Consider the following 20,599-nt stretch of genomic DNA (forward strand, 5'->3'; position numbering starts at 1 on the left):
CACAATGATCAATAATTCCTTGAAGAAAGTGGCGATATTGGGGGCAACTGGACATATCGGTAAAAATGTAACCAAAGCCTTTTGCAAAAATGGAATGTATCATCTGTCCCTATTTGTTAGATCGCGTGAAAAATTAGTGAGTTTCTTACAAGAGAATAACATGGAGTATGCTAATGATATTTCTATAATGGATTTCTCTAATTTTACCTCGGAATATTATGATGTTGTTATAAATTGCACCGGGATTGGAAATCCGGGAGCTCTTGCAAATGATCCTTTTCTAGTTTTTAAAGTCACCGAGGAAATTGACAATTTAGTTCTTAACTATATTTATAAGAATCCGGAAACGCTGTATATTAATTTTAGTAGTGGGGCAATCTACGGTACTGATTATGAAGAGCCAGCCTCGGAGTCCAAGAAATTGATAATTGACGTCAATCATTTATCAAATAAAGATTACTATGGTATTTCTAAATTAAATATGGAAGCAAAGCATCGTAGTCTTGTTCAAAATCATATAGTTGATTTGAGAATATTTGGTTTTTTTAGTGCTTATATAGATACACAATCAAGGTTTTTCTTAACGGATATCCTTAATTCTTTGAATAACAATCATGTTTTGAATACATCTTCTGAAGATATGATTAGAGACTATGTACACCCGTCAGATTTAATAGCGATTTTAGATCTCTGTATGAATAAGCATAAAGTAAATGATAGTTTTGATGCTTATTCACTAAAACCTGTTACCAAATTTGAACTATTAGACTATTTTGTAAGTAATCACAATTTACAAGTTAATTATATTAATGATCTTAATGGTCAGTCTAGGTCGATCACAGGGAATAAAAATAACTACTATTCCATGAACCGTAATGCTGAAAAAATTGGATACAATCCTAAGTTCAACTCATTACAGAGTGTTTCTGAAACTATTAATTTATTGAAATTGGGGAAAAATAAATGCATAAAATAAGTATTGTAACTCCTTGCTATAACGAGGAAGAAAACGTTGAGGAGTTATATAAACAAGTAAAAGAGGTTTTTGAAAGAATAAATGATTGTGTTTATGAACATATTTTTATTGACAATGCCTCCAAAGATAATACAGTTTCAATTCTTAAAAGACTAGCGGCAACAGATAGAAATGTAAAAGTCATAGTCAATGCGCGAAATTTTGGACATATCCGCTCTCCTTATCATGCATTATTGCAGGCTGAGGGGGATGCGGTTATTTTACTTGTTGCAGATTTGCAGGACCCTCCATCAATGATTAAAGATTTTATCGATAAGTGGCAAGAAGGATACAAGATTGTTCTAGGTGTTAAAACTCAGAGTAAAGAAAGTCCTGCTATGTTTGCAATTAGAAAAATGTACTATAATTTCATCAACAGAGTTTCAGAAATTGAATTAACGAAAAATAACACCGGTTTTGGTCTGTATGATAAAAAAATAATTGAAATACTTAGACAAATTGATGATCCATATCCTTATTTTAGAGGGCTTATTTCAGATATAGGCTTTGAAAGTTATAAAATTGAGTATGAACAACCAGTAAGGAAAAGAGGAATTACAAAAAATAACTTTTATACTTTATACGATATGGCGATGTTAGGTATTACAAATCATTCTAAGATCCCCTTGAGATTAGCAGCTATGATTGGCTTTTTAATGTCAGCTTTAAGTTTACTGGTTGCATTGGGATATTTTATTGCTAAGCTATTGTTCTGGAACTCTTTTACTATGGGGACGGCTCCATTAATAATTGGCTTATTTTTATTTTCGTCGGTACAGCTTTTCTTTATAGGAATTATTGGAGAATACATCGGATCAATACACACTCAGGTTTTAAAAAGACCCCTTGTAGTTGAAAAGGAAAGGATTAATTTTACAAATTCCGATTAGAGGAGTCGTTATGAAAGCCATTATTCTCTCAGGTGGGACAGGCTCCCGCCTTTACCCTTTAACAAAAGTCACCAACAAACATCTTCTTCCTGTTGGAAAATATCCTATGATCTTTCATCCCGTCTATAAATTAAAGCAGGCGGGGTTAACTGATATACTCATTATCACTGGTAAGGAGCATATGGGTGACGTAGTAAGTTTGCTTGGCAGCGGTATTGATTTAGGTGTTTCTTTCACATATAAAGTCCAAGATGAAGCTGGTGGAATTGCGCAAGCACTGGGTTTAGCCGAACAATTTGTAGGCCAAGATCAAATGGTCGTAATTCTTGGTGATAACGTCTTTGCTGATGATATTTCGCCGTATGTTTCTAATTTCTGTGATCAGCAGAAGGGTGCGAAGATATTAATTCAGCATGTTGCGGACCCTAGGCGTTTTGGTGTACCAGAGCTCCAAGGAGATAGAATTATATCCATTGAAGAGAAGCCGCAGCAGCCGAAATCAAATTATGCGGTAACCGGAATATATATGTTTGATCATACCGTTTTTGAAATTATTAAAACATTAAAGCCATCCGCCCGGGGTGAATTGGAAATCACCGATGTTAATAATGCATATATTAAACGAGGGGAGCTTACGTACGACGTCTTGCAAGGTTGGTGGACTGATGCTGGGACGCATGCTTCCTTGGCCAAAGCTAATGAGTTAGCACGCGATATTACATTTGGTGAAGAATTCGGTAAGCTCAAACATTAAATCGAGGATTATAAGTTTGATTAACAGTTAAATAGGGAGGATGTATAGATATGAAGTTATCACCATTGAAACTGGATGGTGCTGCTATTCTCGAACCGGTGGTACATGGCGATCACCGGGGTTTTTTTATAGAGAGTTATAATGAGCAGGTTATGAAACAGTTAGGTGTGAGCTATGATTTTATTCAGGATAATCAATCGTTGTCCGCTGATCCTGGAGTCCTGAGAGGACTTCATTATCAATTGAATCCGAAGGCACAGACAAAGTTAATTCGTGTGTTAACCGGAGCGATATACGATGTGATTCTGGATATCAGGAAGAGTTCACCAACTTTCGGACAGTGGATCGGAGTGATTCTTAGCGAATACAACAAAAGACAACTTCTGGTTCCCAAAGGATTTGCCCACGGCTTCTGTACCTTGACTCCGAACACCCAAGTTTTATATAAAGTGGATGAATACTATTCGCCAGAAAATGATCGTGGCATATTATGGAATGATCCGGCACTTGACATAGATTGGCCTATAAGTGAGCCATTACTCTCGGACAAGGATCGGAAGCACCCCGTTTTGGCGGATGCAGAATTGAACTTTTGATTAGGAGGTTGCACCCATGAAACTGCTCGTGACCGGCGGGGCCGGATTTATCGGCAGCAACTTTGTTTTATATATGCTGAAGAAGTATCCGGATTATCAAATTGTGAATGTGGATACGCTGACTTATGCAGGTAATCTAGAGAATCTAAAGTCGATAGAGAACGATCCCAACCATGTATTTGTAAAAGCAGATATTCGTGATGCAGCAAAAATGGATGAATTGATTGGTCAAGGCATTGATGTTGTTGTCAATTTTGCAGCAGAGTCTCATGTTGACCGCAGTATAATGGAGCCGGATATATTCGTAAAGACGAATGTTCTAGGTACTCAGGTATTGCTGGATGCAGCAAAAAAACATGGTATTAGCAAGTTCGTACAGGTCTCAACAGATGAAGTTTACGGTACTTTGGGAGAGACTGGATTATTTAGCGAGGCAACGCCGCTTGCACCTAATAGCCCTTATTCTGCCAGCAAAGCAGGTGGAGATTTGCTAGTTCGTGCTTATCACGAGACATTTGGTTTGCCTGTAAACATTACTCGCTGCTCCAATAATTACGGACCCTACCAATTCCCGGAGAAGTTGATTCCTCTGATCATCTCTAAGGCTTCGGAGGATGAGCCGCTTCCGATTTATGGGGACGGAATGAATATTCGCGATTGGCTGTATGTTGAGGATCACTGTAGCGCGATTGACCTTGTTATTCATAAGGGACGAAATGGTGAAGTTTACAATATTGGCGGCAATAATGAACGAACGAACGTGCATATTATTAAAACGATTTTGAAGCAGCTGGGTAAATCTGAATCGCTGATGACTTATGTGAAGGATCGCCCTGGTCATGACCGCCGTTATGGCATTGATCCGACCAAGACGATGACGGAGCTTGGCTGGAAGCCGAGGCATTCCTTTGAGACTGGTATTCGTGAAACCATTAAATGGTATCTGGACAATAAGGAATGGTGGACGCGCATTCAATCCGGAGAATATCAGGAATATTATTCCAGACAGTACGGGGCAAGGCTAGGGGATCAGGCATGAAGATTCTTGTCACTGGAGCAGCAGGACAGTTAGGACGGGATGTAGTCGCGCTGTTTGAGCAACAATCTTTTGCAGTGTTGCCTTGCGATCGTAAATCTTTGGATATTACAGATTCTGATGCCTGTTTGAAACGAGTTGAGGAGTTTAGACCCGATGTAATTATTCATTGTGCAGCTTACACGGCTGTAGATCAGGCGGAAACGGATATTAATCTGGCTTATGAAGTGAATGCTGTAGGGACAAGAAATCTGGTCGTTGCTGCTGAGGAAGTCGGCGCAAAATTTGGTTACATTAGTACGGATTATGTTTTTGATGGACAGTCTACCAAAGGCTATCATGAATATGACAACACAAACCCTCAAAGTATTTATGGAAAATCTAAACGTGCTGGAGAGGTGCTTGTCCAGAGTTTGTCTTCAGCCTACTTTATTGTAAGGACCTCATGGGTTTACGGACTTCATGGCAATAATTTCGTGAAAACAATGCTGCGGTTAGGACAGGATAAACAGATACTTAATGTGGTAGATGATCAGAAGGGCTCACCAACCTATACGGTGGATTTGGCCAAATTTCTTCTTGAACTTGTGCAAACAGAAAAGTACGGGATTTATCATGCATCTAACTCTGGAGAATGTACATGGTATGAATTTGCGAAAGCGATTTTTGCAGAAGCAGGTTCCATCTCAAATAAAGAGTATAATGTTCAGGTCATTCCCTGTACATCGGAGGAGTTCCCGCGTCCTGCGCCTCGCCCTGCTAATTCAGTGATGGAGCATCTTAGTATACGTACTAATGGATTACAGGATATGAGGCATTGGCGAGAAGGACTTAAGGCGTTTTTACAGGAATACCTCGTTAATGGTTCAGATTGATATGTCTCATCTTTGCATAGTATGAATATATAGGCTTTGTTATAATGTAACTAGTCGATTAAGAGCACTATTGTTAAAATGGTGTTCTTTTATTTTGGAATACTATCAGAAAGGGATTTTCCCAATGCCAACTGTAAGTGTACAGATCGTTACATATAATAGCTCTGCTGATATAGTAGATTGTTTGAGTGCAGTTTTGGCACAAACTCATAAACTTGAACAAATTATTGTCATTGATAATGCTTCTGCTGATGATACAGTGGAGCAAGTAAGGTCCATGATTATGAAGGAACAGGTGTCAATTAAGTTAGTTGAAAACACTGTGAATACGGGCTTTGCACCTGCACATAATCAAGCACTCTCTTTATCTAGTAGCGATTATGCCCTAGTATTGAATCCGGATGTCCGGCTCCAGCCCGACTATATCGAACAGATTATCTCCTATATGGAGGAGGAACCTCAAATGGGGGGCGCTACGGGACTTCTACTACGTCAGCCCGCAACTGACACAGTGGATAGTACAGGTTTAGTATTGAATAGCATCTGGCGCGCTTTTGATCGTGGAGCAGGGGATCAGGCGGAGAAATGGAAGCAGTCAGGTTCAGTATTTGGCCCTTCAGGAGCTGCTGCGATTTATAGGCGCACGATGATTGAGGATATATCAGTTCAAGGCCAGTTTTTTGATGAGGATTTCTTTGCTTATAAAGAAGATGTAGATGTTGCCTGGAGAGCTCAATTATTAGGGTGGAAATCCTATTATTGTGCGGGGGCCGTAGGCTATCATAAACGCGGCTGGAAAAAGGGTGGTAGAAGCTCACAGCCACTATTTATTCGCAGAAAATCTTATATCAATCGATATAAAATGATCTACAAAAATCTCTCCGGGTTATCATGGCTAAAAAGCCTTCCTAAATTTCTGGTTTATGAAATAGCTGCTAATGGGTATTTCTTGTTGCGCGAGCCTAAAGTATTAGGGGCGTGGTGGGAATTGATTATAGAAATTCCGCGCTTAAAAGAGAAGAGAAATGAAGTTAAGGGGAAACAGAGAATTAAAAGAGAAACAATAGAGAAACAAAAGTAAACTTTCCCAAAGATCTTTCAAATACCTTAAGAATCCCCCCCTTTCAGGTTCTCTCCCCCACATTATGCTATAATGTTGACGAGTGTCGATAGATTACTATATTTGTCAGGGGCGCGTAGTACATGGATTTGAGTGTGTTGATCGTGAATTATAATACCTGCCGATTGACGTTGGATTGCCTACGGTCGGTGTATGATTCCGAGACGGGTTACTCGTATGAGGTGATTGTGGTAGATAATGCCTCGGTGGATGACTCAGTAGAGAAGATTAGGGAGCAATACCCGCAGGTGCGGATGATTGCGAATGAAGAGAATACAGGCTTTGCCAAGGCTAACAATCAAGCGATGGAAGCTGCGGTTGGCCGTTACATATTGCTGTTGAATTCAGATACCATTGTGCAGCCGAATACGTTACAGACGATGATAACCTTTATGGATGAAAATTCAAAGGTTGGGGCCTCGGGCTGCAAAGTGATCCTTCCGGACGGTTCTTTAGACAAGGCATGCCGACGGGGATTTCCGACGCCATCCGCTTCTTTTTACTATGCCTTTGGTTTCGCAAAGCTGTTCCCGGATCGACCGCGGTTTAATCAGTATCAACTCGGTTATCTCAATCCGAATGAGAGCTATGCCATCGATTGTCTGGTGGGAGCCTTTATGCTGGTACGGCGGGAGACGCTGCAGCAGGTGGGAGGTCTGGACGAGACATTTTTCATGTATGGAGAAGATGTGGACTGGTGCTACCGAATCAAGCAAGCAGGTTGGGACATTTGGTACCATCCAGTCACATACATTGTTCACTATAAGGGAGCGAGCAGCCGGCGCAAGCCGTTCAAGATTATATATGAATTCCACCATTCGATGTGGATCTTTCATCGCAAACATTATGTACAGCAATACTCCTGGCTTACAAACACGGCTGTCTTTTGCGGAATTGCTGTCAAATTCACGATATCATTAGCGAAAAATAAATTGATACCCCGCGGGCGGGGCAAGGATTCAAATCGGGGGATGGGAAGCCAGTCGTCCGCTAACGATCCCAAATTGGAGGTGAGGTCATGATCCGCAAGAACCAGCGCTTTTTAGCACAGCTATATAGCTTAGTCGATTTCTTATGCATCCAGGTATCCTTTTTACTTGCCTGGTGGCTGAAGTTTAAGAGCGGATGGATGGATTTTGAAGGAGCCCTTCCGGTTGAAATCTACGCCTTCTGGAGTCTCGTCTATGGTGCGATTGCGATCATGACTGGCGTTCTGGTCTCGCTCTATACCCCTAAACGTAAAAAGCGTTTCTCCGATGAAGTTCTTAAGCTGATTCAGGTCCATATGACAAGCCTGTTCGTCCTGCTCAGTATTATGTTCTTTGTGAAGCAGGTCGATATCTCGCGGGATTACCTGGCCCTCTATATAAGCTTTAACTTGCTGCTAATTATGCTTTACCGCTATTTCCTCAAGCAATCCCTTAAGCATTTTCGCAAAAAGGGTTTCAATAAGCAGTTCGTACTCATTATCGGAGCAGGCTCGCTGGGCTGTAAATTTTACGAGAATCTAAGGCAGTATCCGGAGCTAGGGTATGAAGTGATCGGATTTCTGGATGACCATCGTACCTTTACACCGGAGGAGCTTAAACGTTACAAACCAGTCCTGGGTGCGGTGGACGAACTGGAGAAAATCCTGCGGAAGAAATTAATAGATGAAGTTGTCCTGGCCTTACCGCTATATGCGCATCCCAAATATGCCAAGATTATATCCATTTGTGAAAAAGCCGGAGTCAGAACATTGATCATTCCTGACTACTTTGACTTCTTGCCAGCACGGCCATACTTCGATAACTTTGCCGGCATGCCGATGATTAACGTGCGCGATATTCCGCTTGATCTGACCGGAAATCGTCTAGTGAAGCGGATGTTCGATATCGTATTTTCCTTATTCGCTATCATCATTACATCGCCTATCATGCTGCTGGTTGCCATAGGTATCAAATTAACCTCCAAGGGACCGATTATTTTCAAGCAGGAGCGAGTGGGGCTGAACCGTCGTAAGTTCTCTATGTACAAATTCCGTTCCATGCGGGTTTTGCCGGAGGGGATGACAGATACGGGCTGGACGACGGAAAATGACCCTAGACGAACGAAGTTCGGAGCCTTACTGCGTAAGACGAGTCTGGATGAGCTCCCACAGTTTTTTAATGTGCTAGCTGGCCAAATGAGTGTCGTTGGACCAAGGCCGGAGCGGCCTTACTATGTGGAGCAGTTCCGTGAAGAGATCCCGAAATACATGGTGAAGCACCATGTTCGTCCCGGCATTACCGGGTATGCTCAAGCTAACGGTCTGCGAGGCGATACGTCGATCGAGGATCGGATTGAGCATGATATTTTCTATATAGAAAACTGGTCGATCTTGCTGGATATAAAAATTATATTTAAGACCGTTCTACAAGGATTTGTAAACAAAAACGCTTATTAAATGGATGAAATTGTATTTTTACCCTGATTAAGTTAAAATAGAGAAATAAACCCAAACAGAAATGCAGAACAAGATTAGGATGGAAAATATTAATGAAAAGAAAATGGCTATATTTCATATTATTAATTGTTATACTTCTCGCAATATTTCTGGGCTTAGTCTTCTTCTTTAACAAGTCCAACGACTCATCGCAGTACAATGATGGTTTCAGAGCTCACCGTATGATTGCTCATGCCATGGGCGGGATCAGCGGAAAGGCATATACGAACAGCTATGAATCTTTTATCGCCAATTACGAGAAAGGGCTGCGCGTATTTGAGGCCGATTTCCTGCTTAGCGCAGATAATGATCTGATCGCCCGTCATGAATGGGGAGAGAGCTTCACCAAATTGATGGGGCAAGAAGATGGGCTAAAGCCGGAGCGTTACGGGGCCATATTTACCACGAAGGAGTTTAAGGACGCGAAGATCATGGGCCGATATGAGCCGCTGACTTGGGACGATGTCCTCGATCTGATGGTTGACTATCCCGATATGTACCTGGTAACGGATACGAAGCAAATTAAGCCGGAAGAGATCGAGCAAATTTTCTCCAAAATCGTAGATGGCGCCAAGCAGCGCGACCCGGAGATTCTAGCAAGAATTGTACCGCAGATCTATAATCATCCCATGTGGGATCAGATCGAAGCGATTTATCCGTTTGAATCCGTCATTTTTACCTTGTATCAGACCCATGAGTCCGATGATGAAGTACTGCAGTTTGCCCGAGAAAAGGGACTGGCAGCAATTACGATGTCGGAGGCTCGGGCAAACAAGAGCCTGGTCTCGGAGTTGAACAAGCTCGGAATACCTTCTTACGTCCATACTATTAATGATGTGGAGAAAATGCAGAAATTTAGGAATATGGGTGTGTATGGCTTCTACACGGATTCTTTGACTGAGGAAGATGGCAATCGTTCATGGTGGCGTAATTACTTAGGATTATAAGACAAGATGCCTTTCCAGATAGGAGGAAGGGCATCTTTTTGTGTTCGCCTTTTATGCGAACGTTGACAGCATTTCTATGGTAAACTAGACTAAGAAGTGCGAGAGGAACGGGGTACATTGCACCCGCATTCTTCCAAGGAAAAGACCGGGTTTCAACCCTGAATTTTAGACTGGGTTCATTAGCAGGAAGACGGTAAGAGGTTGAGCACACACTATACGACAGGCGGGGCGAAGGCAGGCCCTTTTTTTCATGGAATGAGGACCTGCTAGTGGGAGTTGAAAGCCTTGTTTTCGGCTTCAAAGCTTATACTTCCAATTCGTGTTTCTTTGAAACGCTTCAGTTGGATGAAGCTAGGGTCTGAGGAGCGAAGCTACACCTTTTTTGAGAAAACGGGCTTGGGAACATATACTTGCAGTTGGTACGTGATCACCCGAAATGTTTCCGCAGGAAACTGGACTTCCTCAATCATTCGCTTAGGCCGGGTGAATTAAGATTCGCTGCCGAATGGTTTCATTAATATATCCTGGTATCAGATATAGAACTTATAAGTTATCAGTGCCTGTTGATGAACATTCTATATCGCAAGAAAACTATATTTAAACGGCGGTTGCTCATCCTTGCAGTGGCTCCGATCAGGTTGTCTTATCAAAAGAGTACTCTTGGAATGACCTCTATTAGTCAAATAAGTAAAACTGGAGGAATCGGTGTTGAAGCAAATCGTACAAGCATGGCGACATGTGTTCAAATTGGACCCGGATCGACCTATTGATGATCAGACGCTGGAAGCGGTTTGCAGTTCCGGGACGGATGCTATCATGGTGGGTGGCTCCAGTGGTGTGACTTATGATAATACCGACTGTTTGCTGACCCGGATCCGCAAATTCCAAATTCCATGTGTGCTTGAGGTATCTTCGCTGGAGGCGATTGTGCCGGGCTTCGATCTTTTCCTGATTCCGATGGTGCTTAATAGCTGTGATCCGCAGTGGCTGATCGGCAACCAGGCGAAAGCCGCGGAGATGTATGGCGAAATGATCCCCTGGAACCTGCTTGTTCCGGAAGGATATATCGTTCTGAATCCCGATTCGACGGTAGCCAAGCGTACAGAAGCCAACACCTTGCTGACCGAATCTGAATCGGCGGCATATGCACAAATTGCCGATAGGATGCTGCAGCTTCCGATTGTTTATGTGGAGTACAGTGGAACCTTTGGTAATATGGAGCTGGTCTCAGCAGTGGGGCGCAGGCTGGAGCATGCCCGTCTTTTCTATGGCGGCGGAATTGTGGATGGAGAGACAGCTCGTCTGGCTGCGTCCGCCTGTGACACAGTTGTAGTGGGTAACATTGTCTACAGCGATTTGGATAAGGCATTGAAGACCGTGGACGCCATTAAGAATAGAGGTATCTGACTGTGCAGCCTAATTGTAAAAAGTACAACTAAAGTTGCTCGGAGTGGCTCGGGTTTCTTTTTAATTGCAAATTATACATTTAAAACCCTGTTTTTCACAGCTTCCAGGGCAGCGAAGAGCTTTAATTGTACAAAATACACTTGCAAGAGGGGCATTCGCTAACCTCCACAGAATAAGTGTATGATTTACACCTATATGATCGTTAGCCTCCAACGAACCCGCTGCCTTCATCCGTACATCATGAGTTCAACGAGATTGAGCTTAAATTTAGGTTAAAGCTATTAGAAAGGAGCATGATTGATCTATGCAACCTGTTAATATACAAGAGGCGGTAGCCCGCCTGAACCCCGAGCAGCGCAGAGCTGTGGAGACGACGGAGGGGCCGCTGCTCATTATGGCTGGTGCCGGTAGTGGTAAGACGCGTGTACTGACGCACCGTATCGCTTATTTGATAGCAACCCGCAAGGCTGCACCTTGGTCCATTCTGGCGATTACATTTACGAACAAGGCGGCCCGCGAAATGCAGGAGCGCGTCTCCCGGCTAGTGGGAGGAACGGATGGACGCGATATCTGGGTCTCGACCTTCCACTCCATGTGCGTGCGTATTTTGCGGCGGGACATTGAACGGATTGGCTTTACTTCGAATTTTTCGATCCTGGATTCGACCGATCAGCTCTCAGTTATTCGCAACTGCATGAAGGAGCAAAATCTCGATACGAAGAAGTTCGAGCCAAAGGCCGTTTTGTCCATGATCAGCGCGGCCAAAAATGAACTGGTTACACCGCAGCAGTATGAACAGAAGGTCGGCGATTATTTTGAAGGGATTGTGGCCAAGGTCTATACGATGTATCAAAAAAGATTGCGCAGCAACAATTCGCTGGATTTCGACGATCTGATTATGAAGACGATTCAACTGTTCAAGGAAGCGCCTGAGGTACTGGATTTCTATCAGAACAAGTTCAAATATATCCATGTCGATGAGTATCAGGATACGAACCGGGCGCAGTACATGCTGTGTCGGATGCTGGCGGACAATCACCACCGCATTTGCGTCGTCGGCGATAGCGATCAGTCGATTTACCGCTGGCGCGGGGCTGACATCAGCAACATTCTCAACTTCGAACAGGATTATCCGGAGGCGAAGACGATTCTGCTGGAGCAGAATTATCGCTCGACTTCAAATATCCTGAACGCAGCCAACGGCGTTATTGCCAACAATGCGGGCCGCAAGCCGAAGAAGCTGTGGACGGATAAAGGTGAAGGCGACAAGATCAAGGTGTATCGCGCCGATTCCGAGCATGATGAAGGTTATTTTGTCACCTCGGAAATCCAGAAAAATATTAAAGCAGGCAAATCGTATCGCGATCATGCCATTTTATACCGAACGAACGCTCAGTCCCGGGTTATAGAGGAAGTGCTGATCAAGTCGGACATCCCGTACCAAATCGTGGGCGGCATCAAGTTCTATGATCGTAAAGAGATCAAAGATATCCTCGCTTACCTGCGTCTTTTGTCCAATCCGGACGATGATATCAGCCTGATTCGGGTGATCAATGTACCGAAGCGTGGCATCGGCGATACGACAGTCGCCAAGCTGGCAGCCGCTGCCGCTGAACGGGGCACATCGATCTACCGGGTGCTTGAGACCGTGGATGATCTGGGTTTTGCCGGACGGACACGAAATGCACTGGTTGAGTTTTTTGATATGATTGAGAACCTGCATCGGATGCTGGAATATCTGTCTGTTATGGAATTGACGGAGAAGATGCTTGAGCTTACCGAATACCGCATGGAGCTGCAGACGGAGAATACGATCGAATCGCGTTCACGTTTGGAAAATATCGATGAATTCCTGTCCGTCACGATGGAATTTGAGAAGAACAGCGAGGATAAGACGCTGGTGGCGTTCTTGACGGATCTGGCGCTGATTGCCGATATCGATTCGATGAATGATAACGATGATGAGCGTCCTTTGGACGACGCAGTCGTGCTGATGACAATGCACAGTGCCAAGGGCCTGGAGTTCCCGGTTGTATTTATTATCGGGATGGAGGAAGGGGTGTTCCCGCATAGCCGAGCATTCCAGGATGATATGGAGCTGGAGGAGGAGCGCCGCCTTGCCTATGTAGGCATTACGCGGGCCGAACAGAAGCTGTTCCTCTCCTGCGCGCAGATGCGTACTCTGTACGGGCGGACAACGTCAAATCCGCCGTCACGCTTCCTCGACGAGATTCCGGAGGAACTGAAGGAAGACACCGTCGTCGCACGCGACCGATACCGCCGCGGGGCAGGTATCGGGGGCGCCTACAGCGGCCGCGGCTCTAGCGGCAGCGGCGGCAGCAACTTCGGCCACCGTGGGGNGCGCCTGGCGGCCGAAGCGGAGTGACCGTCAGCGTGCCAGGGGCCGCTGGCGGAATGCGCCCTGCACCGGGTGCAGCCCCCGGCGGCTACAGTGCCGGCGACAAGGTGTCGCACGGCAAATGGGGCATCGGCACCGTCGTGTCGATCAAGGGCTCCGGTAATGACACGGAGCTGCAGATCGCCTTTCCGGCGCCGGTCGGCGTGAAGCGCCTGCTCGCCAGCTTCGCTCCAATCACCAAGGTGATTGAGTAATCGGGCTCGCCAGGCGCCACGCGAGAGCCGCTGGCCTCAATCCCGGCCAGCGCCCAGCCTTTACAGTGCAGTGTCCCACTGCACAGCACATACATCCGCACAAGCATCTATTCATGTGAATATTAGTAATAGAATCAGATATTCCCTTTTAATCGAGATCATGAACCCGGGTGGCGAATGGTCTCGATTGATCTAGTATGGAGAAAAGCGGTTTTGTGTAGAATGTTATATAAGAGATTGATTTCCAATGTATGTGATAATCAATGCGAATTGATATATAAGTGCTGTATAACTTTACATATACTTTCTATACATATTGTGACAATCAATTAGAATACTTACTTTTTTTGTATGCTGCCGGATCGTGGAATAGGGTATGGGAAACGGAGTACAAATAGAGCATAAATAAAGCGTCAATAGAGCACTATTGAAGACAATCGAAGGCTCTTGAAGCACCAAAGAAGCACCAACGAACTCTTTTGTCCCTGTACTGCACACAAATGCGTAAAATGTCCGCCTAAAAGTGGACACAAGGGATATATTGATGAAGCAAAATATCAATCAATATATAGACGAAAGATAGATAATAAACACTATATATATTGTCTGTGTGCTGTGAACGAACGTATTTCTTCTCAAAAGTAGTGTCCGCATTCTAAAAGACATTTTGCGTAAATGTCCCTGTGAAGAGGACAATGTTTGCTTGATGCTTGCGGGTATCAGATATATGGGGTGTCTATCACCCACTCGAGAACTATTCATAAATCGGCGTAAAGCCGATAGAATGAAGCATGATCACCATCTTCCTGAGATAAGGTAATCTCAACTTTTTTTATAATAAGGAGGGTTGTCCCTGCATGGACGCTAGGCAAAGAATGGAACAGCTCGTGGAGCAATTGAATCACTATAGTTATCAATATTATACGTTGGATGAACCGTTGATCAGTGACAAGGAGTACGATGTACTCTACGACGAGTTGACTGCTCTTGAAGCAGAGACGGGGGTAACCTTGCCGGATTCCCCGACGATCCGCGTTGGTGGAGAATTGCTCGAGGGGTTCAAGCCGCATCGTCATTTGGCCGCGCTGTGGAGTTTGGATAAGGCGCAGAATGAAGAACAGCTTCTGAACTGGAATGCTCGGGCGCTACGGTTAATCGCTGACTACAACACGAAAAATCCCGAAAATCCGCTCCCTGACCCAACTTATGTCGTTGAGCTGAAATTTGATGGACTGACCCTTAATCTGACCTATAGTGACGGCAAGCTGGTACAGGCATCCACGCGGGGCAATGGCGTCGTCGGTGAAGGCATCCTGGCGCAGGTGAAGACAATCAAGTCGGTGCCGTTGACGATTCCGTATCGTGAAGGGACGATCGAAGTGCAAGGCGAAGGGATTATGAACCTGTCTGTACTGAACAAATACAATGAGACAGCAGCTGATCCGCTGAAAAATGCTCGTAATGCAGCAGCAGGCGCTTTGCGTAACCTGAATCCGAAGACGACTGCCGAACGCAAATTAAGTGCGTTTTTCTATAATGTCGGTTATTCGGACAATATTCAATTTGCAGATCATCGTGAAATGATGGCATTCCTCAAGGATAATCGCTTTAAGGTGAATCCTTACGTCACTTACCATACGAATTTTGCTCAGGTAATGGAGGAGTTGCATCATATCGTAGAGCAGCGGTCAACGCTGGATTATCTGATCGACGGAGCGGTCATCAAGATCACTGATATGCGTACACGGGAAGTGCTTGGATATACAGATAAATTTCCGCGCTGGGCCGTGGCCTTTAAATTTGAGGCGGAAGAGACAACCACGATTCTTGAATCGGTCAGCTGGAATGTCGGCCGAACCGGTAAAGTGACTCCTATTGCCAAGGTGGAGCCAGTGGAGTTAGCCGGGGTTACCGTGCAGAATTGTACCTTAAACAATGTTGGCGATATCGAGCGTAAGAACTTGAAATTCGCTTTGGGTACCCGGGTTTTTATCCGCCGTTCCAATGACGTGATTCCGGAAATCCTTGGGAAAGTAACGGATGAACAGGATGGCGGGGAGATTTTATTCCCGACTGAGTGTCCGGCCTGCGGTTCCATCTTGGAGCAGCGCGGCGCCCATCTGTTCTGTAACAATCGGCTGAATTGCAAGCCGCAAATTGTAAGCCGGATTACGCATTTTGCCTCGCGTGATGCGATGGACATCGAGACCTTTAGCGAGAAGACAGCAGAGCAGTTATATGAAGAAGTCCATATTCATGGGCCTGCTGATCTTTATACACTATCCTTTGAGGATTTGATCAAGCTGGAGCGGTTTGGCGAGAAGAAAGCGAACAACCTGCTGGAGGCTATTGAGCAGAGTAAAGGCCGCGACCTGTCTGCCTTCTTGTTTGCGCTTGGGATTCCGAATACCGGAAAATCGACCACCAAGGTGCTGGCTGATCATTTCCGCAGCTTAGAAGCAGTGATGAGTGCCACGGTTGAGGAGCTGACGGCTCTGCCGGATATCGGCGGCATTGTAGCTGAGAGCATCGTTTCCTACTTTGCCGATCCGCTCAACCGGGCTAGTATTGATAAAATGCTGGCACTAGGTGTAAAAGCGATACCTCCTGAAGAGCAGGCGGCCCCGCCGGTGGATTCTTTCTTTAATGGCAAGACTATTGTTCTTACAGGTACGTTGCATAAACTGACCCGGGATGAAGCGGGTGAGCGTCTGGAGGCGCTCGGCGCAAAAGTAACCGGCAGCGTATCGAAGAAGACCGATATAGTCGTAGCTGGCGAGAAGGCTGGCAGCAAGTTGGCCAAAGCCCAGGCACTTGGAATTATGGTGATCGAGGATGAAGATGAATTCATCCGTCTATTAGAAGGCGGATCTGGTTCTTAATTCACCAACTTCCTAACGGCATAACTGCTATGCATCAACTTCAGATATGAGATTTAATATAATCACATAAAATGGACCGATCCCCAAGCAGTCACCTCTTCAATTTGAAGTGCTGCCTGGGGATTTTCTAGTTTAGTCCGATTTACCGCTTCACGGACAATCGACAGCATGATTCGCCATGCAATTACAATATTAAACCCCTTGATTCCCTGATTATGGTAGATTAATTAGGTATCCTATGTAATAATATTTGGGAACACAGACACCCAATATCTAACTATTTTGGGATCTGCGTTGCTGCTATCGGTTCATAGGATTTATATCACTGGGAGGTTATGATGAGAAACAAATGGATTCAAAAGCTTGTAATTTTGGTAATGGTAGGAGTGTTATTGGCAGGTTGTAGTAGCGGTTCAGGGAAGAATGAGGCGAAAACACCAACCACGGTAAAAGTCATGTATTACAACGAGGACTCTTTCAATCAGACTTATGGTGATTTATTTTCCATACAAAACGAGAACATCGAGGTTGAACTGGTAAATACTCAGAAAATGTACAACGATGGTCCGATCGAGGATTATGAGAAAGCGCTGCAGGATTTTATTGATCAGGAGCAACCGGATGTCTTGATGCTGGATATGAATACATACAGCAAGATGGCTTCAGAAGGCAAGTTGACGGAGCTGGACTCGCTTATTGAGCGCGATAAATATAATATCGATACGATATATCCTGCATTAATTGATATTTTAAAGGATAAAGGCGGAGGGAAGCTGCATGGTTTAGTCCCTACCTTCTATAGGAATGTGATTTTTTATAATGCAGATCTTTTTGCACAGTATGGAATTGAACCACCGCATGACGGCATGACTTGGCAGGATATTATTGATACGGCAAGGCGGTTTCCAACCGACGGGGATGAAGATACCCGGGTTTATGGATATGGCAGAGACGGTTACGGCAGTATGACTCTGGAAAACATGGCATCAAGCATTGCATCTCCGTTAGGTTTGAAAGTAGTCAATCCGGAAACCATGAAGGTTACTGTCAATACGGATGCCTGGAAGCAGTCATTTAAGCTCGCCCAGGATGCGCTGGCTTCGGATGCTATCTATAATCCCAAGGAGGACTCCTTCGGAGGAGGGACTATGGAGGATTATTATAAGAGTCAATTATTCCTGACGGGACGTATGGCCATGACCATCAATAGCGCCTATTATTTGCGTGAGCTGAAGGAGATTAAGAATAGATTGCCAGACTACAAGCCGTTCCAGGTAGGAATCGTTGCGGGTCCGGTGGATCCTGCCAATCCGGAGATTTCCCGCGATGTGTATCTGAGCAATATATTCGCTATTCGGGCCAATTCCCCGAATGCTGACGCGGCCTGGGAGCTGATCAAATTCATTAATGGCGAGCAGTATGCCAAGATCAAATCCAGGTCGATGAATGATGGATTGCTGTCGCGTATGGGAATGATGAAAGAATACGGCGGCATGAATCTGGAGGCTTTTTATAAGCTGAAGCCTTTGATCGATGATAGTTCCATTTCTGTGGAAAGCAAGATTCCAGACGAGTTCTATAATCATTATTATTCCGTTTATTCTCGTGAAATTGGATTAGTAGAGAGCAAAGAGAAATCGATTGATGAGGCGCTTAAGACGATTGAAGAAGAATCGCAGGCAGCACTTGATCAAGCACTCAAAGACCAAGCAGCTAAGGGTGCATCGAAGGACGGGGCAGCATCATCGACGGATAGTAACGATAGTGCAGATGCGGCTATTTCCGTAGAATCTAGCGATAGCCATTAAGCCAGGCTTTTATAATATTATATTTGGAAGGTATAGGCCAATAGCGTAACTTTTTAACTGCCAAGTTCGTTAAGCCATTAAGTATGTTAAAAAAAGTTAATCTAGGAGGGTATCATGAGGGGGAAAATAGGGCATAAGATAGCTCTGCTTGCTATTAGCTGTATGCTTGTCGCAGGGTGCACCAGTGGGGCAGGCAAGAAAAAGGAACAGGAAAAGTCAACACTGAAAGTGATTTATTGGGAGGAGAGCTATTTCTATCAACAATACGGCGATTTGTTCACGATGAAGAATGGGGAGAACATAGAATTCGAGGTTGTTTCTACACAGGGCCTTTATAACAATCAGGAAGGCAAGTCCTATGAGGAGGCCTTTGATGAATTTATCGAAAAAGAAAAGCCAGATATTCTAATGCTCGATAACAGTAATTTAGAAAAGTATATTAGCGATGGTAAACTCGTAGAGCTGGATACATATATCGAGAAGGATAAATATAATCTTGAAGGTATTTATCCCGGTTTTATCGAGATGTTGAAGGAGATTGGCGGCAGTAAGTTATACGGTCTATCCCCGTCCTTTTATGGAACTGCCGTCTTCTATAATAAGGATCTATTCAATAAGTATGGAGTAGAACTACCGCATGACGGAATGTCCTGGCAGGATATTCTCGATTTGGCCCGCCGTTTCCCGACTGATGGCGATAAGAAGACTCGCGTGTACGGGTATGGCGATAATTATCCTGTTCAGTTGGAGACTCTAGTAAGTAATATTTCCAGCTCGGAAGGCCTGGTAGATGTCAATCCGGACACCATGAAAGTAACTTTAGACACAGATTCATGGAAGCGAGTGTACCAACTGGCCATCGATGCTGACAAATCCGGGGTTGTCTATAATCCGGAAGGGGATGATGGTTTCAGTGGCGGTTCGATGGAAGAGTACTATCAAAGCCAACCTTTCCTGATGGGGCGAGTTGCGCTGACTGTAGGTAATCCTTACATGATTCGCAATCTTAAGGAAGCGAAGGACATGATCAAGGACTATAAGCCGTTTGAATTGGGCATCGTCTCTGGTCCGGTTGATCCGGCAGATCCTACCTCGACTTATAATACGAGTATGGGTGAGATTTTTGCTATCAATGCGGCTTCACCTAATAAAGATGCGGCCTGGGAGTTCATTAAGTTCGTTAACGGTGAGGATTATGCCCGTGTTAAGTCCAGATCCGACAACAATATGATGTCCAGAATGGGCTTCAAGAAGGATTACGAAGGTCAAAGCCTGGATCCATTCTATGCGTTGAAACCGAAGATCAGCAAAAGCTATCTCAGTTGGAATAAGCTCCCGGATACCTTCTATGGTGAATACAATATGATAAAAACGAAAGAGATAGATTTGGTTAAAAACAATAAGAAGACTCTGGATGAAGCCCTGAAGACGATTCAAGCGGAAGCTCAGGCAGCGCTCGACAAAGGGCTGAAGGACAAGGAAGCTAATAAAACCGAAGGAGGTGCCAGTACCGACAACATGAGTAGTGACTCGGGTGCAACTACAGAAGAGAGCACTTCGGGTGAGTAGCAGAGGTAGCTAAACTTTAAAGACAAGATTAATTAAAAAGTAATTTTATAAAGGCATCTTTGCACTTCTAGCGTAGTGTGGCAAGTCGCCTATTACGCATAGAGGACGGGGATGTCTTTTCCTAATGTCTGGATTGCAGAAAATCTTTGTAATTGCAGTAAACGTGTAACCTTACATCCAATAAATACGTATTATCAATGTCCGGATTAAAAAAATTCATAAATCATAGGAGGAAAAAATGCGGGGGAAAATGTGGCAAAAGATAGCCCTATTCGCAGTAAGCTGTATGCTTGTAGCTGGCTGTACGAGCGGGGCAGGTAAGAAGACGGAAAGCGCGAAATCAACTTTGAAAGTTCTTTATAGTGATGAGAGCTGGTTCTATTCACAATATGGCGACCTGTTCACCATGAAGAATGGAGAGAATATTGAGTTTGAGGTCGTTTCTACACAAGGACTGTATAGCAATTCAGAAGGCAAGTCTTACGATGAGGCTTTTGATGAGCTGGTTGATAAGGAGAAGCCAGACCTGCTGCTGCTGGGCACCAGTAATTTTGAGAAGTATGTGGCCGATGGCAAACTTGTGGAGCTGGATCCGTACATCGATAAAGAAAAGTATAATCTTG

Annotated in this window: 15 protein-coding genes and 1 pseudogene (1 of these 16 only partly in view); all 16 read left to right on the forward strand. The window is 44.4% G+C overall.

The features are described 5' to 3' along the window. The first annotated feature begins 4 nt into the window (after positions 1–4). Positions 5–976 carry an NAD-dependent epimerase/dehydratase family protein gene (locus BN1360_RS06325; protein WP_068779047.1) on the forward strand — a complete coding sequence of 324 codons (972 nt, stop codon included), beginning with the start codon at positions 5–7 and terminating at the stop codon, positions 974–976. Next, a complete protein-coding gene (locus BN1360_RS06330) occupies positions 964–1,905 on the forward strand; it encodes a glycosyltransferase (protein WP_068779048.1) in 942 nt (313 codons plus the stop codon). The genes BN1360_RS06325 and BN1360_RS06330 overlap by 13 nt, the downstream gene beginning before the upstream one ends. Before the next feature lie 10 nt (positions 1,906–1,915). Then, on the forward strand, positions 1,916–2,659 hold the full coding sequence (locus tag BN1360_RS06335) for a sugar phosphate nucleotidyltransferase (RefSeq protein ID WP_068779049.1): 744 nt from the start codon (positions 1,916–1,918) through the stop codon (positions 2,657–2,659). A 50-nt stretch (positions 2,660–2,709) separates the two neighbouring features. Beyond that, positions 2,710–3,255, forward strand: coding sequence for a dTDP-4-dehydrorhamnose 3,5-epimerase (gene rfbC, locus BN1360_RS06340; RefSeq protein ID WP_068779050.1), 546 nt, complete (start codon positions 2,710–2,712; stop codon positions 3,253–3,255). Positions 3,256–3,271: 16 nt separating this feature from the next. After that, entirely contained in the window at positions 3,272–4,294 is a 1,023-nt protein-coding gene (gene rfbB, locus BN1360_RS06345; protein ID WP_068779051.1) for a dTDP-glucose 4,6-dehydratase, read from the forward strand. Continuing rightward, positions 4,291–5,166 carry a dTDP-4-dehydrorhamnose reductase gene (gene rfbD, locus BN1360_RS06350; RefSeq protein WP_068779052.1) on the forward strand — a complete coding sequence of 292 codons (876 nt, stop codon included), beginning with the start codon at positions 4,291–4,293 and terminating at the stop codon, positions 5,164–5,166. The genes rfbB and rfbD overlap by 4 nt, the downstream gene beginning before the upstream one ends. Positions 5,167–5,290: 124 nt before the next feature. After that, a complete protein-coding gene (locus BN1360_RS06355) occupies positions 5,291–6,247 on the forward strand; it encodes a glycosyltransferase family 2 protein (RefSeq protein WP_068779053.1) in 957 nt (318 codons plus the stop codon). A 122-nt stretch (positions 6,248–6,369) separates the two neighbouring features. Further along, the gene (locus tag BN1360_RS06360) at positions 6,370–7,308 is read left to right on the forward strand and encodes a glycosyltransferase family 2 protein (protein WP_068779054.1); all 939 of its coding nucleotides are present in this window, start codon (positions 6,370–6,372) and stop codon (positions 7,306–7,308) included. Next, positions 7,305–8,711: an undecaprenyl-phosphate glucose phosphotransferase gene (locus BN1360_RS06365; protein WP_068779055.1), complete on the forward strand. Its 1,407-nt coding sequence runs from the start codon at positions 7,305–7,307 to the stop codon at positions 8,709–8,711. Before BN1360_RS06360 ends, BN1360_RS06365 begins: the two co-directional genes overlap by 4 nt. Before the next feature lie 92 nt (positions 8,712–8,803). Further along, positions 8,804–9,697: a phosphatidylinositol-specific phospholipase C/glycerophosphodiester phosphodiesterase family protein gene (locus tag BN1360_RS06370; RefSeq protein ID WP_068779056.1), complete on the forward strand. Its 894-nt coding sequence runs from the start codon at positions 8,804–8,806 to the stop codon at positions 9,695–9,697. A gap of 708 nt (positions 9,698–10,405) precedes the next feature. Next, entirely contained in the window at positions 10,406–11,104 is a 699-nt protein-coding gene (gene pcrB, locus BN1360_RS06375; RefSeq protein ID WP_148466529.1) for a heptaprenylglyceryl phosphate synthase, read from the forward strand. Positions 11,105–11,408: 304 nt separating this feature from the next. After that, a pseudogene (gene pcrA, locus BN1360_RS06380) lies at positions 11,409–13,717 on the forward strand (DNA helicase PcrA). An 857-nt stretch (positions 13,718–14,574) separates the two neighbouring features. After that, entirely contained in the window at positions 14,575–16,599 is a 2,025-nt protein-coding gene (ligA, locus tag BN1360_RS06385; protein ID WP_068779058.1) for an NAD-dependent DNA ligase LigA, read from the forward strand. Between the two features lie 338 nt (positions 16,600–16,937). Continuing rightward, on the forward strand, positions 16,938–18,407 hold the full coding sequence (locus BN1360_RS06390; RefSeq protein ID WP_068779059.1) for an ABC transporter substrate-binding protein: 1,470 nt from the start codon (positions 16,938–16,940) through the stop codon (positions 18,405–18,407). A gap of 114 nt (positions 18,408–18,521) precedes the next feature. After that, entirely contained in the window at positions 18,522–19,976 is a 1,455-nt protein-coding gene (locus BN1360_RS06395; RefSeq protein WP_068779060.1) for an ABC transporter substrate-binding protein, read from the forward strand. Positions 19,977–20,214: 238 nt separating this feature from the next. Continuing rightward, on the forward strand, positions 20,215–20,599 hold the start of the coding sequence (locus tag BN1360_RS06400; RefSeq protein WP_068779061.1) for an extracellular solute-binding protein. The gene runs 1,052 nt beyond the window's last position; only the first 385 of its 1,437 coding nucleotides appear in the window; the start codon lies at positions 20,215–20,217; the stop codon falls past the right edge of the window.

It is taken from the genome of Paenibacillus sp. GM2 (assembly GCF_900069005.2).
In the GTDB taxonomy this organism is placed as follows: domain Bacteria; phylum Bacillota; class Bacilli; order Paenibacillales; family Paenibacillaceae; genus Fontibacillus.